Origin of the sequence: Phycicoccus sp. CSK15P-2, assembly GCF_016888005.1 — a bacterium.
Classification (GTDB): domain Bacteria; phylum Actinomycetota; class Actinomycetes; order Actinomycetales; family Dermatophilaceae; genus Phycicoccus.
On record NZ_JAFDVE010000014.1, the window covers coordinates 172,178 to 196,045 of the forward strand.

Consider the following 23,868-nt stretch of genomic DNA (forward strand, 5'->3'; position numbering starts at 1 on the left):
GTGCCGATCACCGCGTCCCGGCGCACGCCGGCCACCGGTCCGCGACCGGTGGCCGGCGTCGTCGCCGTCGTCATCACCATCCTGCTCGCCGGCGGGTGCGCGAGCCCGCGGGAGCAGGCACGGGAGGACGCGACGTCGGCGGTCCGGGACTCGGCGGAGGCGCTGCGCTCCCGGATCGCGGCGGCCGCGGCGGGGACGGCCGGAGCCGACCAGCTGGAGGCGGTCCGGGCCGTCCTGCCCGACCAGCCTCTCGAGGCGGCGTCCGAGGGTCCCGGCGTCGTCGTCACGGGTTCCCTCACCGCGCGATCCGAGGCCGGCGGGGGGCTGTCCTACGAGCAGTTCGTCGCCCGGCTCTGCCTGCGGTACACCGTGCGTGAAGGGTCCGGCGAGACGTCGGTGGCGGATGCGCCCTGCCCGGCAGGCGGTGACGTCCCGCCCGCCGACGGCGTCGTCACCCTCGACGGCGACCCGTGAGGGCCGGCCCGCGGGCGGTCAGGCTTACTCCATCGGCCTCGGCCGAGCCTCACCGGAACCTCCGCCGCCGTCCTCGTCCACGGCCTGGACATCACCATCCTGGACACCGCCACCGGCGAGGTCCTGCGCACCCTCACCCTCGACAGGACCCGCAGGGACCAACCCCAGACACCACGAAACCCCCGAACCTGACGGTTCGGGGGTTTCCGATGTCCCGAGACATCACACGGTCGGGGTGACAGGATTTGAACCTGCGACCTCTTCGTCCCGAACGAAGCGCGCTACCAAGCTGCGCCACACCCCGTGGCATGTCACCGAGGCCCTCCGGCCGCAGCGACACCCGAGGATAGCCGACCGGCCGGGGCCATCCGAAATCGGTCCGTGCCGGTCTCAGAACTCCCGGGCGACGAGGGTGAGCAGTGTCGCCTCCGGCCGGCAGGCGAACCGCACCGGCGCGTACGGCGAGGTCCCCAGACCGGCGGAGACGTGCAGCCACGCCGCGTCCTCGGGGGCCTCGGACGACGGCCTGACCCGGCCTCGGCGCCCCTCGGTCCCCGCGCCCGGCCACCACCGCGACACGCCCTTGGCGCGGCCCGTGTCGAGGTCGCAGTTCGTGACGAGCGCGCCGTAGACCGGCAGGGCCAGCTGGCCGCCGTGGGTGTGGCCCGCGAGCACGAGCCCGGCTCCGTCGGCGGTCATCGCGTCGAGTACCCGCTGGTACGGGGCGTGCACGAGCCCCATCGTCAGCGAGACGTCGTCCCGGGCGGGCCCGGCGACGTCCTCGTAGCGGTCGTACTCGACGTGGGGGTCGTTGACGCCGACGAGCTCGACCCGGTGCTCGCCCATCTCGACGACCGTGCGGGCGTTGTCGAGATCGGACCACCCGCCGGCGCGCAGGCCGTCGACGAGGGCCTCGACCGGGAGGTTCCGACGGGCCGTCGGCGCCTTGGCGTGCTGTGTGGTCAGGTAGAGCGCAGGATTCTTCGGCACCGGGGCGAAGTAGTCGTTCGACCCGAGGACGAATGCCCCCGGGAAGGCCATGAGCGGCTCCATCGCCCGCAGCAGGGGCTCGACGGCCCGCACGTGCGCGAGGTTGTCGCCGGAGTTCACGACGAAGTCCGGCCTGAGCTCGGCGAGCGAGCGGACCCACTCGATCTTCTTCGCCTGGCCCGGGGTCAGGTGCAGGTCGGAGACCTGGAGCACCCGCACGGGGGCCGAGCCGGGTGGCAGGACCGGTAGCGCGAACCGGCGCAGGGCGAACCAGGTGCGTTCGACCAGTGCGGCGTAGGCGACGCCCGCGACCCCGGCCCCGACGACGGTCCCCGCGGCGCGGATGAGTCGTCGCGTCGTCGGGGTCATGGCGCCATCCTCGCAAACACCCGGCGCGGCGCGGCAACCGAGCACCCCATCGCCCTCGAACCCAGGTGCCGTGGCACGGGCCCGGGTGCGAGACTGCCGCCATGAGCGGAACGAGCCTCAAGGCGCAGCTGCAGCACGACCTCCACGACGCGATGCGAGCCCGGGACAAGGTCCGCTCGGCGACGCTGCGGATGGCCCTGACGTCGGTCACGACCGCCGAGGTCGCCGGGGACGAGGCCCGCGAGCTCGACGACGACGAGGTCCTGGTCGTCCTGACGAAGGAGGCGAAGAAGCGCCGGGAGGCGTCCACGGCCTACCGCGGCGCCGGCCGGCAGGAACTCGCCGACGCCGAGGACGCCGAGCTCGCGGTGCTCGAGGGCTACCTGCCCGCGCAGCTCGGGGACGCCGAGCTCGCGGCGATCGTCGACCGCGCGGTGGAGTCGACCGGTGCGAGCGGCATGGGTGACATGGGCCGGGTCATGAAGGCCGCCCAGACCGAGGTGGCAGGCCGGGCCGAGGGAGGCCGCGTGGCGGGTGTCGTCCGCGCCCGGCTCTCCGCCCGCTGAGCGCGAGGGTCAGTCCCGCTTCGGCGGCGGGGTGCCTCTCGGCCTGCGCGGCTTGGGCTCGGGATTCGTGGTCACCGGCTTGCTGGCCTTCCTCGCCGGACCGAGCGAGACGTAGAGGCCGACCGTGGCTCCCTCGACGGCCCGGTCCTTCGGGGCGGTGCCGGCGACCGTGCCGTACGGCGCGCTGCTGTTGATCTGAGAGAGCACCTGGCTGGAGAACCCGGCCTCCTTGAGGATGCCCTGGGCCGACTCGATGCTGCGCGCGTAGACGTTCGGGATCTCCTTGAGGTTGCCGTTCTTCACCTTGTCGCTCGGGGCCGGGAAGTCCTTGGTCGGCATGCCCTTCGTGACCCGCTTCATGACGGCCGCCCACACCGGCGCCGAGACGGTGCCACCGAAGACGTTGCTGAAGCAGCCGTACGTGCCGAAGCACTTGCCGTTGAGCGAGTAGAACTTGCCGTTCTTGTCGGCGACCTTCTCGTTGCCGATCCACACCGCGGCGCTGACCTGCGGGGTGAAGCCCGCGAACCACGCCTGGTTGTGCTTGTCGGTCGTCCCGGTCTTGCCGGCCGCCGGCCGCTCGCCGACGTTCCACAGGCCGTCGGCGGTCCCGCCGTTGCGCAGCGTGCCCTTGAGCAGGTCCGCGGCGCCGTCGGCGGTGTCCTTGGAGATGGCCTGCTCGCACTTCGGGGCGGGGACCTCGATCTCCTCCTTGTCCGGCGTCGTGATCGACACGATGGGGCTCGGGTCGCAGCGCTTGCCGCTGGCGGCCAGGACGGCGTAGGAGTTGGCCAGGCTCAACGGGGTCGTCGTCCCGGTGCCCAGGGTGGCGTTCGACAGCCCACCCTCGATCGGCTTGCCGTCGCCGGAACGCAGGCCCATCTTCTCCATCGTCTTCAGGACGTTGCAGGGGCCGACGGTGATCGAGAGCTGCGCCGCCCAGGTGTTGACCGACTTCGAGATGCCCTCGGAGAGCGTCATCTGCCGGCCGCCGATGGGGTAGTCGTTGCCGACCTTCCACGGCTCGTTGGCGCCGCACGGGGCGCCAACGACCTTGGGGCCGTCGAAGGTGGCGTCCACCGTGTTCGTGGCGAACGGGACCTGGATCTTTCCGTCGAGCGGCATGCCCTGTTCGAGTGCGGTGACGAGGCCGTACACCTTCGCCGTCGAGCCGAACTGGTATCCGTAGTCACCGCCGCCGTACACCTTGTCGACGTTGACGTTGGTCTGGTTCTTGTCGAAGTCGGACGCCTGGGCCATCGCGAGGATGCGGCCCGTGCCCGGCTCGACGAGGGTCACGGCACCGCCGAGGTTGCTCTTGTTGCCGACCGGGACGGCCTTCTCGATCTCCTCCTGGGCGATCTTCTGCATGTCCGGGTCGAGCGAGGTGCGGATCGTCAGACCGCCCTGGTTGACGCGCTTCAGCCGCTCCTCCGGCGTCTTGCCGAGCATGGCCATCTCCGGGGAGTGCTGGAGGTACGCCATGACGTAGGCGCAGAAGTACGGCTGCTTCGACCGGTGGCAGACCCCCTTGACCGGCTTCTTCTTGATCATGTCCTCGAGCTTCGTCTTCTTCGCCTTCGCGACGTCCTCGGACGAGGCCATCCCCAGCTGCCCCATCCGGGTCAGCACGACGTCGCGGCGTGCCTTGGACTGCTTGGGGTTGATGATGGGGTCGTACCGGCCCGGCTGCTGCACGATGCCGGCGAGCAGCGCGGACTGCGCGAGGTCGAGCTCGCTCGCGTGGACGCCGAAGTAGTTGAGCGCGGCGGCCTCGACCCCGTAGGCCTGGTCGCCGTAGTACACGAGGTTGAGGTACCCCTCGAGGATCTGGTCCTTGGTGAAGTTCTCCTCGACGTTCACCGCGTACTTGAGCTCCTGGACCTTGCGGGCGTAGGACTTGGTGACCGCGGCGGCCGCGGCCTCCTTGTCCCCGGCGCGCAGGGCCTGCTCCTGCAGCGTGACCTTGACGAACTGCTGGGTGAGAGTGGAGGCGCCCTGCACGTCGCCGCCTTGCGCGTTGGACACGACCGCACGGGTGAAGCCGCGCAGGTCGAGGCCGCCGTGCTCGTAGAACCGGGCGTCCTCGATGGCGATCTGGGCGTTGCGCATCGTCGGCGAGATCTTCTTCAGCGGGACGATGATGCGGTTCTCGTCGTACGGGTTCGCGATGAGCTTGTTCTTGGAGTCCAGGATCCGCGACTGCTGCGCGAGCGGCGAGACGGTGAACTCGCTCGGCAGGTCGTTGAAGAACTCGACCCCGCTCTTGGCCGCCTGGCCACTCGCTCCGATGGCGGGCACGGCGATGCCGGCCATCAGCAGACCGGTGACCGTGCTCAGCACGACGAGACCGAGCAGCATTCTGAGCACGGCTGGGATGTTCTGGGCGCGTCCGTCCATGGTCGACAGGGTAACGCGGACATCTGGTATAGGCCGTATCCCGGTCCGGCCCCGTCCATGGACCGAGCGGCCCACCGCGCATCGGCCGTTCGTCCCTTCCTTCACCCGTTCGGACACGGTGGAGACCGTTTCGGACGATGGCCCGCCCGATCTGCCCCCACCTACGGTTTTGCCATCGCCACTGACCGGTGGCGGCGAGCAGCAGGGACTGGGAGCGAGGTGCACACATGACGATCAGCCCCGTGGTGAAGCCCACCGACACCGGGTGGGTCGAGGAGTGGGCCCCCCTGGGTCGCTGCGCCGGCACCGACCCGGACGCACTCTTCGTGCAGGGCAAGGCCCAGCGCGCCGCGAAGGTCGTCTGCAAGGGTTGCCCGGTCGTCGCGGAGTGTCTCGCGGACGCGCTCGACAACCGCACCGAGTTCGGCGTCTGGGGAGGGATGACCGAGCGCGAGCGCCGGGCCCTTCTGCGCCGCCGCCCCGACGTCAGGTCCTGGACCGCTCTGCTGTCCGCCGCCAAGGCGAACAGCGCGGAGGGCGCCATCGCCTGACCCACAGACTCCCCGGCGGGGCCGACCAACCCTGCAGCCGCGCGTGGCACCCCTGCAGCTGCGCCTGGCACCCGGTCGGCCCCCCGGGGTTTTCCTTGTGGTGCGAGCAACGCATACGGACCTGCGACTTCAACGTCGTCGATCTGTTCACTCCTTGAGTGCTCGCCGCACCCGAATGACGATGGCCACGCTGCATACGCCGACGCGTTCACTGCTGGCATCGCGGAGTCGCCCTGATGGTGCACCTCCCGACTTCGCAGAGTCAGGTCCTCACCGCGGCGTTGGCCGGGATGTTGACGGTCCTGGTGTGGGTCATTGCAGTCGTCCTCCGCGTGCCTCAACGCTGGTTCTTCGCAGCTGGGTGGGCGGCCGTGCTCCTGAGCCCACTGCTGCTGCTTGTGGGCGGTTTCGGCACTTCGACGGCGGCGTGGTCGGCGATGGCCGCCCTCGTCGGCACTGTGGCGGGTCTGTTGCTCACAGCGCTGCTAGGGGTCTTCGTCGAACTGTGGCGGGTCAGTAGGTCACGTGCCGGAGAGAGCTGACCCGACCGCTCGTAGCCCGTCGAGGTCGTGGATGTCCGTCGCCGCTGCGGGTACGGCCGAGAGCGGCACTCCCGGATGCGCGGCGACGAACCGCCGGACGTGGGCCTCGTGGCGTGCGGCGGTCCGGGCGAGCGCCGCGTGCAGCCGGAGCACAGCGGCCGTGGCCGACGGCAGGTCGTCCTCGGCGCGGTCCTCGACGGCCTCGGCCGCCGCGAGTGCACGCGCTCCGCTGAGGCCCGGGGCCTCGAGCACCTGCATCCGGTTGACCACGACACCGGCGAGCGGCATCCCCTCGGCACCGAGCCGGCCGACGAAGTAGGTGGCCTCCCGCAGGGCGTCGCGCTCCGGTGCCGCCACGACGACGAACGCCGTGGTCGGCTCCTTGAGGAGGGCGTACGTGACGTCGGCACGCTCGCGGAACCCGCCGAACATCGTGTCGAGAGCGGCGACGAAGGTCTGCACGTCGGCGAGGAACTGGCCTCCGAGGACACGCGACAGGGTGTGCGCCGCGAGGTTGGCGCCGAACGAGAAGAGCTTCATCGACGCGCGGCCGCCGGCCTTGGCGGGCGCCGCGAGCAGCCGGATGAAGCGACCGTCGAGGAAAGACCCGAGCCGCTTCGGGGCGTCGAGGAAGTCGAGGGCGGACCGCGACGGCGGGGTGTCGACGACGACGAGGTCCCAGGTGCCGTCGCGCTCGGCCTGCGCCCGCAGCTGGCCGAGCCGCTCCATCGCCATGTACTCCTGGGTGCCGGCGAAGGAGCTGGAGACCGCCTGGTAGAAGGGGTTCTCGAGGATCTGCGCGGCCTTGTCCGGCGTGGAGTGGGCGAGCACGACGTCGTCGAACGTGCGCTTCATGTCGAGCATCATCGCGTCGAGCGAGCCGCCCGCGGCCGCACCGACGCCCTCGACCGGACGCGGGGTGTTGTCGAGCTCGATGAGGCCGAGCGACTGGGCCAGCCTGCGGGCGGGGTCGATCGTCAGGACGACGACCCGGCGTCCTGCTTCCGCCGCCCGAACGCCGAGCGCCGCGGCCGTCGTCGTCTTCCCGACCCCTCCCGAGCCGCAGCAGACGACGACGCCGACGCCGCGGTCCTCGATGAGGGCGTCGACGTCGAGGGGCTTCGCCGCCCGGGCCGAGGCCGTCATCCGACCCCCTGCGCCGCGAGCTCGTCGGCGAGCATCGCGACACCGCCGTCCTCGGTGCCCTCGGCGAGCGCGGGCAGGTCGAGGGTGGGCCGCCCGAGGGCGCCGATGTCGTCACGCAGCCCGTCCTCGAGGTGGAGCCGCGCCGCGTGGGCCTCCGTCTCGGCGAGCAGCCCCCCGACCGTGCGGTCGCCGGAGCGGACGCCGACGGTCGCGAGGTCGGAGCGCACGGTGTCCGCGAGCGCCTCCCGGTCGGAGCCGAGGCGGGCCAGCACCGGGTCGGGCACCAGTGCGGTGCGGACCTGGTTCACGACGACGGTGCCGACCCCGAAGCCCGCGGCCGAGAGCTCGGCGGCGGCGTCGGTGGTCTCCTGCACGGGCATCTCCTCGAGGAGGGTCACGAGGTGGACGGTGCTCCTGCTCGAGCGGAGCATCCGGGTGATGGACTGTGCCTGGGAGTGGATGGGCCCGACCTTCGCGAGGTCGGCCACCTGCTCGTTGACGGCGAGGAAGCGGGCGACCCGTCCCGTGGGCGGCGCGTCGAGGACCACGGCGTCCCACACGAGCTCCCCGTGGCCGCGCCGGGAGCCGCTCGTGCGGCCCACCGCCTCGAACACCTTGCCGGTGAGGAGGACGTCGCGGACGCCGGGCGCGATCGTCGTCGCGAAGTCGACGACCCCCATCCGCTCGAGCGCCCCACCGGCCCGGCCGAGCTTGTAGAAGGACTGGAGGTACTCGAGCAGCGCCGCCTTGGCGTCGACCGACAGCCCCCACAGCTCGCCTCCGGAGGAGTCCTGGACGAGCCGGACCTCGGTGTCGCCGAGTGGTGGCACCCCGAAGGTCTGGCTGATGCCCTGGCGCCCCTCGACCTCGACGAGCAGCACCCGCCCTCCACCGCGGGCCAGGGTGAGCCCGAGGGCAGCGGCGACCGTCGTCTTGCCGACCCCGCCCTTGCCCGTGACGACGTGCAGCCGGATGCCCTCGAGCGCGTGCGCGAGAGATGTGGCCGGCATGCGGTCAGCCTAGAGCGGCTCCTCGCAGCGCCGACCTGCCCCCACCCCGAGCCGTCCCACCCCGAGCCGTCCTCACCCCGAGCCGTCGTCAGAACTTTCTCGCCTGATGCCGGAACCTGCGGTCGGGCACCCCGACGTTGGCGGTGCCCGACCGGACCTTTGCGCATCAGGCGAGAAAGCTCAGGGATGGAGGGTGAGCTCCTCCACCTCCGCGAGCAACAGGAGGTACGCGGGGGACTCCGGGTCGACGACGTCGAAGTGGTCCGCCCCGCGGGCGACGGCGGTGTGCAGCGGCTCGTCCCGGCCCCGCGAGCGCACGTACGCGTCGACGACCGAGGCGGGCACGACGTCGTCGACCTCGCCCGTGACGACGACCGCAGAGGTGGTCAGCCGCTGGCGCGCCGGGTCGGCGTCGGCCCAGGCGTCCGGTGCCTCGTCGGGACCACCGCCGAGCAGGGCCCGTGCGGCGTCGTTGCTCAGGTGCAACCGGTCGACCTCCCCGAGGTCGGCGGCCGGGGCGAGGGCCACGACACCGAGCAGCCAGGGCGCCCGTCCGCCGCTCGCGAGCCACAGGGCCAGGTGGCCGCCGGCGGAGTGACCGACGACGACCACGAGGTCCGGCAGGTCGGTGTCGTCGTGGGCGGCCCCGAGTCGGGCCAGGAGCGCCCGCCCGGTGCCTGGCCACCCGCCCCCCGGCATCCCGATCCGCGGGTACTCGAGGCTGGCGACGTGGAAGCCGTCGCGCGCCAGCGCCTCCGCGAGCGGCGCGAGGTGGGCGCGGTCGTACTGCTCACGCCAGAACCCGCCGTGGACGAGGGCCACGGTGACGCCGCGGGCCCGGTGCGGCTCGGGCTCCCACACGTCGTAGACGTCGGTCTGCTCCGGCCCCGTGAACTCGGTGCGGTCGGGTCCGCGGGCGGTGCGGCGCAGCAGGTCCGGGTCCTCGCTCATCGCGGCCCACCGTAGCCCGTCCGCGCCGGCGCTAGGGTGGCGCTCATGCAGAAGTGGGAGTACGCGACCGTGCCGCTCATCGTCCACGCGACGAAGCAGATCCTCGACCAGTGGGGGGAGGACGGCTGGGAGCTCGTCCAGGTCCTCTCGATGCCGGAGGGCAACCTCGTCGCCTATCTCAAGCGTCCCAAGGGCTGACGTGGGCGCCGTCGAGGACCGCATCGCCGAGCTCGGTCTCACCCTGCCCGAGGTCGTCCCGCCCGTGGCCGCCTACGTGCCTGCGGTGCTCGACGGGTCACGCGTCTACGTGTCCGGGCAGGTGCCGTTCGTCGACGGCGTGCTGCCCGAGACCGGGACCGTCGGCGAGCTCGTCGGCCTGGTCCACCCGGAGAAGGCCAAGGAGTACGCCGCGATCTGCGCGCTCAACGCCATCGCCGCGGTGAGGTCCGTCGTCGGCGACCTCGACCGCGTCGAGCGGGTCGTCAAGGTCACCGGTTTCGTCGCCTCCGACCCGCACTTCACCGGCCAGCCGGGTGTCGTCGACGGCGCGAGCGAGCTGTTCGGCTCCGTCTTCGGCGACGCGGGGGTCCACGCCCGCTCCGCGGTGGGTGTCGCGGCCCTGCCGCTCGGGGCGCCCGTCGAGGTCGAGGTGATCGTCCACGTCCGCGACTGACCGCGACGCCGGGCGGGTGCTGCGGCGCCCCGTCCGCGACGAGGTCCTGCTCGCGCGCGCCGACGCCTGGCTCGCCTCAGGGGCGTCGGCGTCCGAGCCCCGGCTCGCGGCGACCGTCATGCTCGTCCGGGACGCACCCACCGGGCCCGAGGTCTACGTGCAGCGCCGTGTCGCGACGATGGCCTTCGCGCCGTCCATGGTCGTCTTCCCGGGCGGACGCGTCGACCCCGCCGATGCCGTCCTCGACCCCGCGACACCCGGTATCGCCGACCTCGCCGCGCACTTCGGGGTCGACCCGGCGGCGGCCGCGCCGTTCGCGGCGGCCGCGGTCCGCGAGGTGGAGGAGGAGTGTGGCGTCCGGCTGTCGGTCGAGGCTCTGCGCGGCCGTGGCCACTGGGTGACGCCGGCGTTCGAGCCGCGGCGTTACGACACTTGGATCCTCGCCGCGGGGATGCCCGACGGACAGCACGCCCGTGAGACCAGCGGAGAGTCCGACGGCGGCGGATGGGCTCGCGCGGCCGACCTGCTGGACGGCGCCTCGGAGCGTCGCCTCCGGATGATGCCGCCCCAGGTCTGGGCGCTGGAGGCACTCGCCGCCTTCGCCGACACCGTCTCGTTCCTCGCCGACCGGCCCCGCATCGCGCGGGTCGTCCCGGTGCTCGAGCGCGAGCCCGACGGCACGCTCGTCCTCCGCACCGAGCTCCCCTGAGCGGACGTCCGCTCCGCCGGGCGGAGTACCCGACAGGCAACGGGCCGTCGGCGCTGTGTCGATACGGCGCGCCGGCGCCGTGCTCAGGCGGCTTCTGCCTGTTCGTGCCTCCGGTGCGGCGGTGCGGATGGCGCTCGCCCCTCGTGGACGTCCAGCCATGACTGCAGCGTCCACCGCACCCAGGTCTGGTCGTCCATGACGTCCCAGTACGTGTACCGGAGTGACGCCCAGGCGTACACCGCCAGCTCGGTGTGTCGTCGGCAGTCCTTCCGCAGCCCCGCACGGGTCCCATGGGTCGCGTACCCGTCGGCCTCCAGAGCCAGCCGCAGCTTCTCGCTCCCCAGGTCGACGATCGCGAACAGCCCCGGCTCGGTCACCACGAGCTGCGGTGTGAGGTCGAGCCCGACCTCGATGGCCAGCGCCCGGAGCACCGACTCGAACGGGTTGGCGGCTCGGCCGTCGGCGTGCCGGGCGACCCGCCGTAGGTCCCTGGCGCCCGGGCCGCGAGTGTGGGCTGCGGAGTCCACGAGGTCTGCTCGACCGACGGTCCCGGAGCGCAGCGCGGAGTCGGCGACCGCCAGTGCGGAGTCGAAGGGCAGGACACGGGCGCAGTCGAGCACCGTGCGCAGCGGTGCGGTGACGCCGTCCTCGACCTCACGCGCGGTGAGGTCCTGCCAGTGCGGCACGATCCCGACGAGGTCCCGCGATCGGAGGTGGCGCTTTCGGCGTACGGTGACCCAGGCGTCGTCGGGCACGGTCTTGACCTTCCAGCCGTGGGTGACCGCGGCGCTGAGGTGGGACAAGGTGGCGGTACGCGCGGCCGCCAGCGACCGGTGCTCCTCGACCTCGGGCACGACGTAGCGGCCACGTGCCACGCGCAGGACCTCACCGGCCGACCGGGCACGGCGCAGAGCCCGCTCGGAGTGTGACCCGCGGAGCTCGGCCCAGGTGGCGCATCCCCCGAGGCGCCGCAGGGTGTCGGCGACGAGGTCGGGCATGGCGGGAGCCTGGCAGGTCGGCGCGGGTCGGCCGCGGGACTTTCCACAGGTGGGGTCGGCACTGACAGGCAGAGCCCCACCCACCCGGACATCCGGTCACCACCGTCGCGGTGCCGGAGGTGGGGCCGGTGGTTTCTGCCTGTCGGTACGGACGCTCGACCGCGCCTCGAGTAGTGGGATGACCGGCCGCCCAGCCCGCCTAGAGTGACGGGATGACCGCGCAGCCGCCCGCCTCGACCCGTGACGCGTGGTCCGGCGGCGCCGTCACCGAGCGGGCGCACTGCGTCCTCGCGCCCAACCCGGGGCCGATGACGCTCGACGGCACGAACACCTGGGTGCTCCTCGAGCCCGGGGCGGACGAGGCGGTGGTCGTCGACCCCGGCCCGGACGACGAGGCGCACCTGCTGGCCGTCGTCGAGCACGTGGCGGCGCGCGGCGCACGGGTCGGGCTCACGCTGCTGACCCACGGCCACCACGACCACGCCGAGGGCGCACCGCGCTTCGCCGAGCTGTCCGGAGCCCCGACCCGTGCCGTCGGGAGGGGCCACGACGACATCAGGGACGGCGACGTCCTGCGCACCGGTGGGCTCGAGCTGCGGGTGGTCGCCACGCCGGGGCACACGGCCGACTCCGTCTCCTTCGCCCTGGCCGCCGACCACGCGCTCGTCACCGGCGACACGGTGCTCGGCCGGGGGACGACGGTCGTCGCGCACCCGGACGGGGAGCTCGACGCCTACCTCGACAGCCTCGAACGCATCGCGGCGCTCACCGGCGACGGTGACGTCACCCGCATCCTCCCCGGGCACGGCCCGCGGGTGCCGGACGCCGCTGCGATGGTCGACTTCTACCGGGTCCACCGTGCGGAGCGGCTCGACCAGGTCCGGCAGGCACTCGCCGACGGCGCGGCCGCCGAGGCCGACCCCGTCGAGGGCGTGCTCACGAGGGTGTACGCGGAGGTCTCACCGGACGTCCGGCCGGCGGCACGGATGTCGATCCGCGCCCAGCTGGACCATCTCGGCGTGGCCTGGCGCTGACGACCAAGTGGCCTGGCGCTGACGACCGACGATGACCGGGTCGGCTCAGCGGGCGCGGCGGCGCAGGCGGTCGACATCGAGGAGCAGCACGGCCCGCGCCTCGAGCCGCAGCCACCCACGGGACGCGAAGTCGGCGAGCGCCTTGTTCACGGTCTCGCGCGAGGCCCCGACGAGCTGGGCGAGCTCCTCCTGGGTGAGGTCGTGCGCCACCATGAGGCCCTCCTCGACGGGGCGCCCGAACCGGCCCGCGAGGTCGAGCAGCGCCTTGGCGACCCGGCCCGGGACGTCGGTGAAGACGAGGTCGGCGAGGACGTCGTTGGTGCGGCGCAGCCGCCGCGCCAGTGCACTGAGCAGGGTGAGCGCGACCCCCGGACGCTCGGCGAGGAACTCCTTGAGCTGCTCGTGGTTCATCGAGACGAGCTGGGTCTCGGCGACCGCCGTGGCGGTGGCGGTGCGCGGGCCGGGGTCGAAGAGCGAGAGCTCGCCGAACATCTCGCCGGGGCCGAGGATCGCGAGGAGGTTCTCGCGGCCGTCGCTGCTCGAGCGGCCGAGCTTGATCTTGCCCTCGGCGATCACGTAGAGCCGGTCGCCCTGGTCCCCCTCGTGGAACAGCACGTCGCCCCGCTCGAGGCGGGCGGCGCTCATCGAGTCGATGAGGGTGTACGCGGTCTGGTCGTCCAGTGGCGACAGGAGCGGGGCTTTGCGCACGACGTCGTGGTCCACGGCCACAGTGTGCCAGAGCGTCCGTCGCCCCTCCGGCGGAGGGCGTGAGGGCGTCGGACCCGCCACGTAGGCTGTCGCCGTGCCTGCCCGCCCCTCCACCGCCGTCCGTCGTGCCGGGGCCGGTGAGGAGTCCGCCGTCGCCCGCACCCGCCGGGCCCGCCGCATCTACCGCGCCCTCGCCGAGCGGTACCCGTACGCGCACTGCGAGCTCGACTTCGAGACCCCGCTGCAGCTGCTCGTCGCCACCGTGCTCTCCGCGCAGACCACCGACGTCATGGTCAACTCCGTCACGCCCACGCTCTTCTCGCGCTGGCCCACCGCCGAGGCCCTCGCCGGCGCGGACCGCGCCGAGATGGAGGCCGTGCTTCGTCCGACGGGGTTCTTCCGGGCCAAGACGAACTCCGTCATCACGCTCTCGCAGGCGCTGGTCGAGCGCTTCGGCGGCGAGGTTCCCGGCCGGATGGAGGACCTCGTCACGCTGCCCGGGGTGGGTCGCAAGACCGCCAACGTCGTGCTCGGCAACGCGTTCGACGTCCCGGGTCTCACCGTCGACACGCACTTCGGCCGTCTCGTCCGCCGCTGGGGCTGGACCCAGGAGACCGACCCGGTCAAGGTCGAGGCCGATGTCGCGGCCCTCGTGCCGAGACGCGAGTGGACGATGCTCAGCCACGTCGTGATCTTCCACGGCCGGCGTACGTGCTTCGCCCGTCGGCCGGCCTGCGGCGCCTGCCCGGTCACCCGCTGGTGCCCGGCGTACGGCGAGGGCGAGACCGACCCCGAGAAGGCCCGCGCCCTCCTGAAGTTCGAGCTCGCCCCGGGGGCGGCCCTCCCGGAGCCGCCGCCCGGCCCCCTGCCCGACGACCCCGCCCCATGAGCACCCCTCCCGCGTGGCTCGCCGGGCTGGCCCGGCGGCCGGACGTCGCGGACCACCCGTGGTTCGCCGAGCACCCGCCTCCGGACGACGGTGCGCGGCGCTCGGCGGTGCTCGTCCTGTTCGGCCCGGACACCACGGGCGAGGTCGACGTCCTCCTCACCGAACGCGCCCACACGCTGCGCTCGCACCCGGGGCAGGTGTCGTTCCCCGGCGGTGCCGAGGACCCCGGCGACGACGGGCCCGTCGGGGCGGCGCTGCGGGAGGCCGAGGAGGAGGTCGGGCTCGACCCCGCGGGCGTCGACGTCCTCGCCGTCCTCCCGGCGCTCTACCTCGCCCCGAGCCGCAACGCCGTGACACCGGTGGTCGGCTGGTGGCCGAGCCCGGTCCCGGTCGGGGTCGTCGACGAGGCCGAGGTGGCCCGGGTCGTGCGCGTGCCGGTCAGCGACCTGCTCGACGCCCGCCGCCGGTTCACCGCCGTGTTCGGTCCCTACCGTGGGCCCGGTTTCGACGTCGGCGGCCTCTTCGTCTGGGGCTTCACGGCGATGCTGCTCGACGCGGTCCTCGAGCTCTCCGGGGTGGCCCGGCCGTGGGACGACACCGTCGAGCGCGAGCTGCCCGACCACGTCCTCTCCCCGTGGATGCGCGGCATCGAGGAGCGCGGCCGGTGAGCGGCTCGACGATCCTCGACCTCGCTCTGGTCGTCCTCCTGCTGTCGTACGCGGCGAACGGCTGGCGGCAGGGCTTCGTCAGCGCGGTCCTCGGCCTCGTCGGCCTGGTGGGCGGGGCCCTGGTCGCGATGCGCTTCGCGCCGGGCCTCCTGGAGGAGCACGCCGGCGTCGACCTCACCACCCCGTTCGGCGTCTTCGTCACGATCGCGGTCGTCCTCTTCGTCGCGACGACGGCGCAGTGGCTCCTCCTCGTCCTGGGATCGAGCATCCGCAGCTCGATGCGCCTCCCCGGCTACCGCGCGGCCGACAGCGCTCTCGGGGCGCTCGCGGTCCTCGTGGCCACCCTCTTCGTCATCTGGGCCGTCGCGGGCGCGGTCCGCGCGGCCGGGCCGCCCGGCCTGCGGGCCGCGGTCGCCGACTCCCGGGTGGTGCGCGCCGCGGACTCCGTCGTCCCGTCGCGGGCGTCCGTCCTCGTCGACGACCTCACCCGCGCGCTCGACGCGGACGTCTTCCCCCGGGTGTTCGAAGGGCTCGGTCCGGAGCCGATCGCCGCGGTCCCGGCACCCGACGGGGCGCTCGCCGGCGACCCCGACATCGAGCGTGCGCTCCGTTCGGTCATCCACGTGCGCGCCGAGTCCGGGCGCTGCGAGTCGACGCAGGTGGGCAGCGGCTGGGTGTCCCGCCGCGGCCGTGTGGTGACGAACGCCCACGTCGTCGCGGGAGCCGAGCGGGTGCAGGTGTCCGTCGGGGGACGGGGGGCGGAGCTCGCTGCGCGGGTCGTGGCGTTCGACCCCGAGCGCGACATCGCCGTCCTGTCGGTGCCCGGCCTCGCGGCGCCGGCGCTCCCGACGGGTCCCGAGCTCGCCCGCACCGACGACGCGGTGCTCGCCGGCTTCCCGGGCGACCAGGGCCTGTGGGTCGGCGCCGCGCGGGTCCGTGACGTCCTGGACGCCCGGGGCGCGGACATCTACGGAAGCCCCGGGCCGACGCGCGAGATCTACTCCCTGCGCGCCGAGGTCCGCCAGGGTGCCTCGGGCGGACCGATGCTCGACCCGGACGGCGAGGTCGTCGGGATGATCTTCGCGACCTCGCTCGACGACCCGCAGACCGGCTACGCCCTGACCCTCGCCGAGGTGCAGCCCGTGCTCACGGCGGCCCGCGGTACCGACTCGCCGGTCTCGACCGGCCGGTGCGCCCGCCGTTGACCGACTGCTGGACCACCTGCGTCCGGTGCGCCGCGGCGTCCGGTCACGGTCCGCTCAGGACGCCTCGCGTGCGCCCTTGAGGGTGGCGACGGTGGCCTTGCCCTGCTCGATGGCCTTCTCGGGCGCGGGCTTGGCCTTCTGCAGCGCGTTGCGGCCGAGTAGGCCGAGAACGGCCGCGACGACGAACAGGAGCAGGGTCGTGATGAGGTACCCGGCCCACTCCGGCAGCCAGATGTCGATGACGGCCACGACCGTGTGGAAGAGGAAGATCAGGCCGAGCAGCCCGACGAACGCGGCCCCCACGAAGAGGCCGATCCCGGCGCCCATGACCTTGGCCCCTTGCGAGACCTCGGCCTTGGCCAGGGCGATCTCACCTCGGACGATGCCTTGGAGGTCGTGCGTCGCGTCGGCGACGAGCTGCCCGATGGTGCGGTCGGTGCTCTCCGGGGGCATGGGTCCTCGCTCGGTGTCGTCGTCCCACGTCAGGGCGGTCTGCTGCCGACCCTACCGACTGTCGCCCGACCCGGTCTCCGGCAGGTTCTCGTAGATGTCCGGGACACCGCTGCGGTTGTCGTCCCGGGTCTCCTCCTCGTGGATCCGCGCGTAGACGGCGTTGCGCCGCCGGAGGATGACCGAGGACACGATGGCGGCGACGAGCGAGCCGATGAGGATGCCGAGCTTGACGTGCTCGTCGCGCTCGGAGCCCGCCCCGAACGCGAGCTCGCCGACGAGCAGCGAGACGGTGAACCCGATGCCGGTGAGGACCGCGAGGCCCGCGACGTCCGACCACGTCAGGTTGGGGTCGAGCTGGGCCCGGGTGAACCGGGCCATGACGTACGTGGAGCCGAGCACGCCGATGAGCTTGCCGACGACGAGACCGAGGATGACGCCGACGGCGACCGGGTCGACGAGGGTCGCCCCGAGCCCACCGCCGACGATCGCGACGCCGGAGCTGAAGAACGCGAAGATCGGGACGGCCACGCCGGCCGAGAGCGGCCGCAGCCGGTGCTCGAAGCGGTGGGCGACGTCCTCGTCCGCCTCCATCGTGCTGAGCGCCGGCACGCCCTGGGGCCGCGGTTTGACCGGCACGACCATGCCGAGGAGGACGCCGGCGACCGTGGCGTGCACCCCGGAGGCGTGCACGAAGCCCCAGGTGAGCGCCGCGAGCGGGATGAGCAGCCACCACTGCCCGAGCCGGCGCTGGGTGAGGAACGCGAACGCGGCGAGGGGGACGAGGGCGACGAGCAGCGGCACGACCTCGAGGTCGGAGGTGTAGAAGATCGCGATGATCGTGATGGCGATGAGGTCGTCGACGACCGCGAGGGTGAGGAGGAAGGAGCGCAGGGCCGAGGGCAGGTGCGACCCGATGACGGCGAGCACGGCGAGCGCGAAGGCGATGTCGGTGGCGGTGGGTATGGCCCAGCCGCGGTAGGCGTCGCCCTCACCCCCCATGACGGTGACGACGGCGACGAAGACGACCGCCGGCATGATGACGCCGCACGCCGCGGCGATGACCGGCACCGCGGCCTTCGCGGGGGTGCGCAGCTCGCCGACGATGAACTCGCGCTTGAGCTCGAGACCGGCGACGAAGAAGAAGATGGCGAGCAGGCCGTCGGCCGCCCAGTGGCCGACGGACAGCTTGAGGTGGCCCCAGTCGGTGCCGATCTCGGTGTCCCGCAGCCCGGTGTAGAGGTCGGCCCAGGGACTGTTGGCCAGCGCGATGGCGACGACCGCCGCGACGAGGAGGACGGCGCCACCGATCGTCTCCGTGCGCAGCGCGTCGGTGACGTACTGGACCTCGGTCCAGGACGGGCGGTTGAAGACGCGGCGGGTCTCGGGCGGCCGGGGCGGCTCACCGGAGGCGTCGGGGGTGCTGCTCATCGCGGCTCCTGACGGTGGGGCTGTGTCACGTGCCGCACCGGCACGCAACGGGACTCGTGTGCCGACCAGACTTCCCGGCGCTCCGCCGGCAACCCTACCGGGGTCGCCCCGACCGGTCGCGCCGCAGGGTCACCGCGGACGGGGGACGGGGTGCCGCGCGCCGCGCGCACGGCACCCCGTCGGCCGGGTGGGGCGTGCTCAGTCGGCCGAGCCGCCGGCCATGCCCTCCTTGATGAGGTTCATCACCGACGAGTCGGCGAGCGTCGTGACGTCCCCGACCTCGCGGTTCTCGGCGACGTCGCGCAGCAGCCGGCGCATGATCTTCCCCGACCGGGTCTTCGGCAGCTCGGGGACGACCATGATCTGGCGGGGCTTGGCGATCGGGCCGATCTCCTTCGCCACGTGGTCCCGCAGCTCCTGCACGGTGTCCTCGCCCTCGTCCTGGGCGTCGCCGCGGAGGATGACGAACGCGCACACGGCCTGCCCGGTGGTCTCGTCCGTGGCGCCGACGACCGCGGCCTCGGCGACCGACGGGTGGGACACCAGCGCGGACTCGATCTCGGCCGTGGAGAGCCGGTGGCCGGAGACGTTCATGACGTCGTCGACGCGCCCGAGCAGCCAGATGTTGCCCTTCTCGTCGTACTTCGCGCCGTCGCCGGCGAAGTAGTACTCCGGGCCGAACCGGCTCCAGTAGGTCTCCTTGTACCGGTCCGGGTCGCCCCAGATGCCGCGGAGCATCGACGGCCACGGCTTGGTGAGCACGAGGTAGCCGACCTTCTCGGCCTCGGTGAACGGGTTGCCGTCGTCGTCGAGGATCTCGGCCGAGATGCCGGGGATGGGCTTCTGGGCCGAGCCCGGCTCGAGGGTCGTCACGCCCGGGAGGGGGCTGATCATGATCGCGCCGGTCTCGGTCTGCCACCACGTGTCGACGATCGGGGCGGTGTCGCCGCCGATGTGCTTGCGGTACCAGAGCCAGGCCTCGGGGTTGATCGGCTCGCCGACGCTGCCGAGGACGCGGACCGAGGAGAGGTCGAACTTCGCGGGGATGTCCGAGCCCCACTTCATGAACGTCCGGATGGCCGTGGGTGCCGTGTAGAAGACCGACACCCCGTACTTCTCGATGATCTCCCACCAGCGGCCCTGGTGGGGGGTGTCGGGGGTGCCCTCGTAGAGCACCTGGGTCGCGCCGTTCGCGAGGGGCCCGTAGACGATGTAGGTGTGCCCGGTGACCCAGCCGACGTCGGCCGAGCACCAGTAGACGTCGGTGTCGGGGTGCACGTCGTGGACGACGCTGTTCGTGTACGCGGCCTGGGTGAGGTAGCCGCCGGAGGTGTGGAAGATGCCCTTGGGCTTCCCCGTCGTGCCGGAGGTGTAGAGGATGAACAGCGGGTGCTCGCTGTCCATCGGCTCGGGGTCGTGGGTGTCGGGCTGGTCGTCGACGACGTCGTGCCACCAGAGGTCGCGGCCGTCGGTCCACTCGACGTCCTGCTCGGTGCGCCGGACGACGAGGACGTTGCGGACCGGCCCCTCGTCCGTGCCGACCTCGAGCGCGGCGTCGACCGCGGCCTTGAGCGGAGCCGGCTTCCCGCGGCGGAACTGGCCGTCGGTCGTGACGACGAGCTTGGCCTGGGCGTCGTCGATGCGCGTCCTGAGGGCCTCGGCCGAGAAGCCGCCGAAGATCACCGAGTGCGGCGCGCCGAGCCGCGCGCAGGCGAGCATCGTGAAGACGGTCTCCGGGATCATCGGCATGTAGACGGCGACCCGGTCGCCCTTCTCGACACCGAGGGAGGCGAGGGCGTTGGCGGCCTTGCTGACCTCCTTCTGGAGGTCGGCGTAGGTGATCGTGCGGGTGTCGCCGCCCTCGCCCTCGAAGTGGATGGCCACCCGGTCGCCGTTGCCGGCCTCGACGTGCCGGTCGACGCAGTTGTACGCGACGTTGAGCGTCCCGCCGACGAACCACTTCGCGAACGGCGCCTCGCTCCAGTCGAGCGTCTGCTCGAAGTCCGCCGCCCACGTGACGCGCTCGCGCGCCTGGGCTGCCCAGAAGCCCTCGTGGTCCTCGGCCGCGTCGTCGTACATCTGCGCCGTGCCGTTCGCCTGCCCGGTGAAGGCGGGGTCGGGGCTCAGGTCCATCTCGTGCAGGTGGCTCGACAGGCTGTCGTCGCTCACGGCGGGCTCCTCCTCGTCGTCGAAGATCTCTGGCCCAGCCAACCCGACCGGGGCCCCCGGAGGCAACCGTGTGTCCCGGGCGCTCCCGTCGAGCGGCGCGGCGGTGCGACGAGCGGGTCCGCACGGACCCGGGCACGGGGCTCAGCGGGAGAAGGTGCCGCGGCCCGAGAAGAAGCGGCCGCGGTCGGGGACGGCCCAGCCGCCGGTGACCTCCGTCCTGCCGAGGGGGTAGGTGCCGTCGGCCCGGCGGTCGCGGACGGCGAGCCGCATGGGCGAGACGTCGCCGTCGGGGTCCACGACGGCGAGCGCGACGGCGTGGGGGCCGGAGGCGAGCGCGGGCAGCCGGCCGGTCGCCCGGTACGTCGTCGTGCCCGGCAGGGCGGTCCGCAGGTCCATCCCGAGCCGGACCCGGACGGTGCGGCCGGCGGGTGAGGTGAGGACGAGCTGGACCTCCCAGTCGTCGTAGGTCGGGGCGCTGCCGTCGTTGCGCACCTGCACGGTCGCGGTGAAGGACCGCCCCCCGACGAGCGGCGGGAGCTCGACGCGCGGGACGGCGTAGCGGTACCCCGCACGCTTGACGGCCTCCTCGTAGGCGGCCTGCTGCTCGGGGGTCATGTCCGGGTAGGTCGTGCGCAGGTTGCCGCTCGAGATGGTCGAGACGTGGTACTGACGCACCTGCTCCAGGGCGAGCACCGGGTCGCCGCTGCTGCACCACTCGGTGACGAAGGGGCGGGTCTTCCACATCGAGCGCATGTCGCCCGCCGCGGTGTTCTCGGGCTTCTGCATCAGGGAGCTGCCGAGGCAGTCGCTGCGCATCCCGAGGTTCGGGTAGGTGTCGAGCGCCCCCTTGAGGATGTAGGGGGCTCGGCCGTTCTCGATGCCGGCGACCGGGTACGAGAGCACGGTGCTCAGCAGGACGTGCTTGGTCGGGAGGGCCTTCGCGACGGCCCCGATGATCCGCTCGGCGCTCGCCTCGGTGAGGGTGTCACCGGCCGGCATCCACTCGCCGTACGTGCCGAACCCGCCGACGTCGACGTAGGACAGCCGCGGGTCCTTGCCGTAGCGGCGCCCGATCTCGGCCCACAGGTCCTCCCACGCGGAGAGGAAGGTGGCGCTGTTCCAGTCGGGCACGGACGTGCCGGGCTGGCGGGGGAGGAACGCGGGGGTGACGGCCGGCCAGTCCGGGCGGGACTCCATCCAGCAGCCGGGGCAGTAGGCCATGACCCGGAACCCGTACTGTCCACCGGCTGCCGCGGCGTCGGCGAGCCCGGCGTCGAGCGGGGCGAACGCGTAGGCGCCGCGGGTGGGCTCGAGCCGGCCCCAGTACACGGTGTCGCGGTCGTAGCGGTCCGGGGAGGGCCAGCCGGAGGGCTGTGCCGGGGCGCCCAGCCAGCGGTACTGGCCCCGCAGCGGGTTGGGGATCTCGGGGTCGGAGAGCGGGACGGTCGCGGGCGTGAAGACGGCGCCCGGGATGACCGGCCGGGCCGTGGCCGGGGCGCTCGTCGTGAGGAGGCCCGACCCCAGCAGGGCAGCGAGCAGTGCCGGCAGGAGGGCGCGGCGCCACCGCGGTCGGGCGGGCATGGGGACGACTCCTCGGCTGGCTGGTGGTGTGCGGCGATGCTAGGCAGTCGGGGCCGGTGCGGGGACGCGGTCCGGGCGTGGGTCGGACGTTCGGCCGACCCGGCCTCCGGGGAGGGGCGCACTGCGCAATGTGTCCCGTCCTGCGCGGACCCGGGTGGTGCGACTGTGCGCGGCTTGCCCATCCGACATGCCATCGGTTCCATCTGCCTGGGCCTCGTGCTTCCGTAGGGGTCCGGCCGACGAGGCCATGTCCACTCACGAGGAGGTGAGCGCGGTGTTCGAGGAGGGACAGCTCTACTCGGCCGTGACGACCGACGCCGACGGGACCGTCGAGGTCCACCTGAGCGACAACCACCCCGGTCTGCACGACCCGGCCTACCGGGCGCGGCGGGCCGAGATCGCCGGCGTGTCGCTGACGCTGCGTACCGGCGACCCCGTGCCGACGGTCGAGTACACCGAGGACGAGCACGCCATCTGGCGCCTCGCCTGCGCCGAGCTCGCCCCGAAGCACGAGCGCTACGCCCACTCCGAGTACCTCGCCGGCAAGGCGGCCCTCGGGCTCCCGGCCGACCACGTGCCACAGCTCGAGGAGGTGAGCGCGCTGCTCGGCCCGCTCACCGGGTGGTCGTACACCGCCGCCCCCGGGCTGGTGCCGCTGCGCGACTTCTACGCGGACCTCGGCCGCCGGGTGTTCAGCTCCACGCAGTACCTCCGGCACGGCAGCCAGCCCCTGTACACGCCGGAGCCGGACATCATCCACGAGGTCGTCGGACACGGGAACCAGCTCGCGAGCCCGCGCTTCGCCGCGATCACCGAGGCGGCCGGGCAGGCGAGCCTGCGCCTGGAGTCGGACGAGGCGATGAAGTTCGTCGCCGACGTGTTCTGGTTCTCGATGGAGTTCGGCGTCATGGCCGAGGGGCACGAGCTCAAGGCCTACGGCGCCGGCATCCTCAGCAGCTACGGCGAGATGGACGAGTTCCGGTCGATGGAGATCCGGCCGCTCGACCTCGTCGCGATGGGGACGCTCGACTACGACATCACGGCCTACCAGCCCGTCCTGTTCCGGGCCGAGAGCCTCGACCAGCTGGAGGACGTGGTCGGGGACTTCTTCGCGACGGTCGACGACGACCTCGCGGCCCGGCTCCGCGCCCAGGCGCCGCTCCCCGTCTGAGCGGCACCTCGCTGCCGGCCCGCTCGGACGTCCCGGCATGATGTGCCCGTGCGTGCGCTGCGGAAGGTCACGGCCGGTCCGGGTCTGGAGCTCGTCGACGTGCCCGAGCCCGAGTACGGCCCCAAGGACGTCCTCGTGCGGGTCCTGCGGGCGGGCATCTGCGGCACCGACCTCCACCTGCGCGCCTGGGACGAGTGGGCCGCGTCGACGGTGCAGGCGCCGCTGACGATCGGGCACGAGTTCTTCGGCGAGGTCGTCGCGGTGGGCGCGGACGTCGACCACGTCGCGGTCGGCGACCACGTCTCGGGCGAGGGGCACGTCGTCTGCGGCACGTGCCGCAACTGCCGCGCCGGGCGCCGGCACCTATGCATCAACACCTCGGGGGTCGGCGTGAACCGGGACGGCGCGTTCGCTGACCTCGTCGTCGTGCCGGCCTCCAACGCGTGGGTCCAGCCGGCCGGTCTCGACCCGGACCTCGGCGCACTGTTCGACCCGCTCGGCAACGCGGTGCACACGGCGCTGCAGTGGCCGGTCGTGGGCGAGGACGTCGTCGTCACCGGCGCGGGGCCGATCGGGGTGATGGCCACGGCGGTGGTCCGGCACGCGGGTGCGCGGCGCATCGCGGTCACCGACATGTCCGCCGACCGGCTGGCGCTCGCCGTGGCCGCCGGCGCCGACCTCGCGGTCGACGTCTCCCGCGGGCAGTCGCTCGCGGACGCGCAGGAGGCGCTCGGGATGGTCGAGGGCTTCGACATCGCGCTCGAGATGTCGGGTGCCCCCGCCGCCGTCGAGGACCTGCTCGCGAACATGAACCACGGCGGCCGGGTGGCGATGCTCGGGCTGCCGACGGACCGCTACGCCATCGACTGGGGCCGGGTCATCACGCACATGATCACGCTGCGTGGCATCTACGGGCGCGAGCTGTTCGAGACCTGGTACCTCATGGGGTCGATGCTCGCGTCGTCGCCGGCGCTGCGGGAGGCGGTCTCGTCCGTCGTGACCGGGCGCTACCCGGCACAGGAGTGGGAGGACGCCTTCGCGGAGACCGCGTCCGGGCACGGCGGGAAGGTGCTCCTCGACTGGAGCTGACCCGGCGTCGGGCGCTGGGGCGGCCTCGCGGGCGGTCCCCGGACGGCCTCTACGCTGACGGGGTCGGCGCCCAACCCAGGTCGCCGCCCCCACG

Annotated in this window: 23 protein-coding genes and 1 tRNA gene; 12 read left to right on the forward strand and 12 right to left on the reverse strand. The window is 73.0% G+C overall.

Features of this window, described 5'->3' with window-relative positions:
* The gene (locus JQN72_RS09900) at nt 1–474 is read left to right on the forward strand and encodes a hypothetical protein (protein WP_204135011.1); all 474 of its coding nucleotides are present in this window, start codon (nt 1–3) and stop codon (nt 472–474) included.
* A gap of 230 nt (nt 475–704) precedes the next feature.
* On the opposite strand, the gene JQN72_RS09905 is transcribed toward JQN72_RS09900, so the two are convergent.
* Together JQN72_RS09905 and JQN72_RS09910 are read right to left on the reverse strand one after the other, a co-directional pair.
* A tRNA-Pro gene (locus JQN72_RS09905) sits at nt 705–778 on the reverse strand.
* Nucleotides 779–864: 86 nt separating this feature from the next.
* Nucleotides 865–1,833 carry a metallophosphoesterase gene (locus tag JQN72_RS09910; RefSeq protein ID WP_204135012.1) on the reverse strand — a complete coding sequence of 323 codons (969 nt, stop codon included), beginning with the start codon at nt 1,831–1,833 and terminating at the stop codon, nt 865–867.
* Between the two features lie 101 nt (nt 1,834–1,934).
* Here JQN72_RS09910 and JQN72_RS09915 point away from each other — a divergent pair, with 101 nt between their 5' ends.
* Nucleotides 1,935–2,399 (forward strand): GatB/YqeY domain-containing protein, encoded by a 465-nt coding sequence (locus JQN72_RS09915; RefSeq protein ID WP_204135013.1) that lies wholly within the window; start codon nt 1,935–1,937, stop codon nt 2,397–2,399.
* Nucleotides 2,400–2,408: 9 nt separating this feature from the next.
* On the opposite strand, the gene JQN72_RS09920 is transcribed toward JQN72_RS09915, so the two are convergent.
* Nucleotides 2,409–4,799 (reverse strand): transglycosylase domain-containing protein, encoded by a 2,391-nt coding sequence (locus JQN72_RS09920; protein WP_204135014.1) that lies wholly within the window; start codon nt 4,797–4,799, stop codon nt 2,409–2,411.
* Nucleotides 4,800–5,026: 227 nt separating this feature from the next.
* On the opposite strand from JQN72_RS09920, the gene JQN72_RS09925 reads away from it, so the two are divergent.
* Nucleotides 5,027–5,350, forward strand: a complete 324-nt coding sequence (locus JQN72_RS09925) for a WhiB family transcriptional regulator (RefSeq protein ID WP_204135015.1) — start codon at nt 5,027–5,029, stop codon at nt 5,348–5,350.
* Between the two features lie 521 nt (nt 5,351–5,871).
* On the opposite strand, the gene JQN72_RS09930 is transcribed toward JQN72_RS09925, so the two are convergent.
* From JQN72_RS09930 to JQN72_RS09940, 3 genes are all read right to left on the reverse strand, one after another.
* Nucleotides 5,872–7,038, reverse strand: a complete 1,167-nt coding sequence (locus JQN72_RS09930) for an ArsA family ATPase (protein WP_204135016.1) — start codon at nt 7,036–7,038, stop codon at nt 5,872–5,874.
* Entirely contained in the window at nt 7,035–8,048 is a 1,014-nt protein-coding gene (locus JQN72_RS09935; RefSeq protein ID WP_204135017.1) for an ArsA-related P-loop ATPase, read from the reverse strand. Before JQN72_RS09935 ends, JQN72_RS09930 begins: the two co-directional genes overlap by 4 nt.
* 180 nt (nt 8,049–8,228) lie before the next feature.
* A complete protein-coding gene (locus JQN72_RS09940; protein WP_204135018.1) occupies nt 8,229–8,999 on the reverse strand; it encodes a S9 family peptidase in 771 nt (256 codons plus the stop codon).
* Nucleotides 9,000–9,044: 45 nt separating this feature from the next.
* On the opposite strand from JQN72_RS09940, the gene JQN72_RS09945 reads away from it, so the two are divergent.
* The 3 genes from JQN72_RS09945 to JQN72_RS09955 are packed head-to-tail and all read left to right on the forward strand — an operon-like array spanning nt 9,045 to nt 10,381.
* Nucleotides 9,045–9,197 (forward strand): DUF4177 domain-containing protein, encoded by a 153-nt coding sequence (locus JQN72_RS09945; RefSeq protein WP_204135019.1) that lies wholly within the window; start codon nt 9,045–9,047, stop codon nt 9,195–9,197.
* Between the two features lies 1 nt (nt 9,198).
* A complete protein-coding gene (locus JQN72_RS09950) occupies nt 9,199–9,672 on the forward strand; it encodes a RidA family protein (protein WP_204135020.1) in 474 nt (157 codons plus the stop codon).
* Between the two features lie 16 nt (nt 9,673–9,688).
* Entirely contained in the window at nt 9,689–10,381 is a 693-nt protein-coding gene (locus tag JQN72_RS09955) for an NUDIX hydrolase (RefSeq protein ID WP_204135021.1), read from the forward strand.
* 83 nt (nt 10,382–10,464) lie between these two features.
* On the opposite strand, the gene JQN72_RS09960 is transcribed toward JQN72_RS09955, so the two are convergent.
* Nucleotides 10,465–11,379 (reverse strand): type IV toxin-antitoxin system AbiEi family antitoxin domain-containing protein, encoded by a 915-nt coding sequence (locus JQN72_RS09960; RefSeq protein ID WP_204135022.1) that lies wholly within the window; start codon nt 11,377–11,379, stop codon nt 10,465–10,467.
* 212 nt (nt 11,380–11,591) lie between these two features.
* Here JQN72_RS09960 and JQN72_RS09965 point away from each other — a divergent pair, with 212 nt between their 5' ends.
* Nucleotides 11,592–12,413, forward strand: a complete 822-nt coding sequence (locus tag JQN72_RS09965) for an MBL fold metallo-hydrolase (RefSeq protein WP_204135023.1) — start codon at nt 11,592–11,594, stop codon at nt 12,411–12,413.
* A gap of 45 nt (nt 12,414–12,458) precedes the next feature.
* On the opposite strand, the gene JQN72_RS09970 is transcribed toward JQN72_RS09965, so the two are convergent.
* Nucleotides 12,459–13,136: a Crp/Fnr family transcriptional regulator gene (locus tag JQN72_RS09970; RefSeq protein ID WP_307812579.1), complete on the reverse strand. Its 678-nt coding sequence runs from the start codon at nt 13,134–13,136 to the stop codon at nt 12,459–12,461.
* A 79-nt stretch (nt 13,137–13,215) separates the two neighbouring features.
* Between JQN72_RS09970 and nth the strand changes: the two genes are divergently transcribed.
* The 3 genes from nth to JQN72_RS09985 are packed head-to-tail and all read left to right on the forward strand — an operon-like array spanning nt 13,216 to nt 15,883.
* Nucleotides 13,216–14,010 (forward strand): endonuclease III, encoded by a 795-nt coding sequence (gene nth / locus JQN72_RS09975; RefSeq protein ID WP_204135024.1) that lies wholly within the window; start codon nt 13,216–13,218, stop codon nt 14,008–14,010.
* The gene (locus JQN72_RS09980; RefSeq protein ID WP_204135025.1) at nt 14,007–14,678 is read left to right on the forward strand and encodes a CoA pyrophosphatase; all 672 of its coding nucleotides are present in this window, start codon (nt 14,007–14,009) and stop codon (nt 14,676–14,678) included. The genes nth and JQN72_RS09980 overlap by 4 nt, the downstream gene beginning before the upstream one ends.
* On the forward strand, nt 14,675–15,883 hold the full coding sequence (locus JQN72_RS09985; protein WP_204135026.1) for a MarP family serine protease: 1,209 nt from the start codon (nt 14,675–14,677) through the stop codon (nt 15,881–15,883). Before JQN72_RS09980 ends, JQN72_RS09985 begins: the two co-directional genes overlap by 4 nt.
* Nucleotides 15,884–15,937: 54 nt before the next feature.
* Here JQN72_RS09985 and JQN72_RS09990 read toward each other — a convergent pair whose 3' ends face one another.
* From JQN72_RS09990 to JQN72_RS10005, 4 genes are all read right to left on the reverse strand, one after another.
* A complete protein-coding gene (locus tag JQN72_RS09990) occupies nt 15,938–16,336 on the reverse strand; it encodes a phage holin family protein (protein WP_204135027.1) in 399 nt (132 codons plus the stop codon).
* A gap of 51 nt (nt 16,337–16,387) precedes the next feature.
* Complete coding sequence (gene nhaA, locus JQN72_RS09995; RefSeq protein WP_204135028.1) at nt 16,388–17,764, reverse strand: Na+/H+ antiporter NhaA; 1,377 nt, start codon at nt 17,762–17,764, stop codon at nt 16,388–16,390.
* A gap of 198 nt (nt 17,765–17,962) precedes the next feature.
* A complete protein-coding gene (gene acs, locus JQN72_RS10000; RefSeq protein WP_204135064.1) occupies nt 17,963–19,897 on the reverse strand; it encodes an acetate--CoA ligase in 1,935 nt (644 codons plus the stop codon).
* 177 nt (nt 19,898–20,074) lie between these two features.
* Nucleotides 20,075–21,514 carry a DUF4832 domain-containing protein gene (locus JQN72_RS10005; RefSeq protein ID WP_204135029.1) on the reverse strand — a complete coding sequence of 480 codons (1,440 nt, stop codon included), beginning with the start codon at nt 21,512–21,514 and terminating at the stop codon, nt 20,075–20,077.
* Nucleotides 21,515–21,761: 247 nt separating this feature from the next.
* Here JQN72_RS10005 and JQN72_RS10010 point away from each other — a divergent pair, with 247 nt between their 5' ends.
* Nucleotides 21,762–22,685 (forward strand): phenylalanine 4-monooxygenase, encoded by a 924-nt coding sequence (locus tag JQN72_RS10010; RefSeq protein ID WP_239100422.1) that lies wholly within the window; start codon nt 21,762–21,764, stop codon nt 22,683–22,685.
* 48 nt (nt 22,686–22,733) lie between these two features.
* On the forward strand, nt 22,734–23,774 hold the full coding sequence (gene tdh, locus JQN72_RS10015; protein WP_204135030.1) for an L-threonine 3-dehydrogenase: 1,041 nt from the start codon (nt 22,734–22,736) through the stop codon (nt 23,772–23,774).
* Nucleotides 23,775–23,868: the final 94 nt, after the last annotated feature.

Coding starts and splice junctions, on each gene's coding strand:
- nhaA (WP_204135028.1), bottom strand. CDS start 17,764: ATGAGCAGCACCCCCGACGCCTCCGGTGAGCCGCCCCGGCCGCCCGAG.
- JQN72_RS09990 (WP_204135027.1), bottom strand. CDS start 16,336: ATGCCCCCGGAGAGCACCGACCGCACCATCGGGCAGCTCGTCGCCGAC.
- acs (WP_204135064.1), bottom strand. CDS start 19,897: ATGGACCTGAGCCCCGACCCCGCCTTCACCGGGCAGGCGAACGGCACG.
- JQN72_RS09940 (WP_204135018.1), bottom strand. CDS start 8,999: ATGAGCGAGGACCCGGACCTGCTGCGCCGCACCGCCCGCGGACCCGAC.
- JQN72_RS09960 (WP_204135022.1), bottom strand. CDS start 11,379: ATGCCCGACCTCGTCGCCGACACCCTGCGGCGCCTCGGGGGATGCGCC.
- JQN72_RS09965 (WP_204135023.1), top strand. CDS start 11,592: ATGACCGCGCAGCCGCCCGCCTCGACCCGTGACGCGTGGTCCGGCGGC.
- JQN72_RS10010 (WP_239100422.1), top strand. CDS start 21,762: ATGTCCACTCACGAGGAGGTGAGCGCGGTGTTCGAGGAGGGACAGCTC.
- JQN72_RS09935 (WP_204135017.1), bottom strand. CDS start 8,048: ATGCCGGCCACATCTCTCGCGCACGCGCTCGAGGGCATCCGGCTGCAC.
- JQN72_RS09920 (WP_204135014.1), bottom strand. CDS start 4,799: ATGGACGGACGCGCCCAGAACATCCCAGCCGTGCTCAGAATGCTGCTC.
- JQN72_RS09945 (WP_204135019.1), top strand. CDS start 9,045: ATGCAGAAGTGGGAGTACGCGACCGTGCCGCTCATCGTCCACGCGACG.
- JQN72_RS09910 (WP_204135012.1), bottom strand. CDS start 1,833: ATGACCCCGACGACGCGACGACTCATCCGCGCCGCGGGGACCGTCGTC.
- JQN72_RS10005 (WP_204135029.1), bottom strand. CDS start 21,514: ATGCCCGCCCGACCGCGGTGGCGCCGCGCCCTCCTGCCGGCACTGCTC.
- JQN72_RS09915 (WP_204135013.1), top strand. CDS start 1,935: ATGAGCGGAACGAGCCTCAAGGCGCAGCTGCAGCACGACCTCCACGAC.
- JQN72_RS09925 (WP_204135015.1), top strand. CDS start 5,027: ATGACGATCAGCCCCGTGGTGAAGCCCACCGACACCGGGTGGGTCGAG.
- JQN72_RS09980 (WP_204135025.1), top strand. CDS start 14,007: ATGAGCACCCCTCCCGCGTGGCTCGCCGGGCTGGCCCGGCGGCCGGAC.
- JQN72_RS09930 (WP_204135016.1), bottom strand. CDS start 7,038: ATGACGGCCTCGGCCCGGGCGGCGAAGCCCCTCGACGTCGACGCCCTC.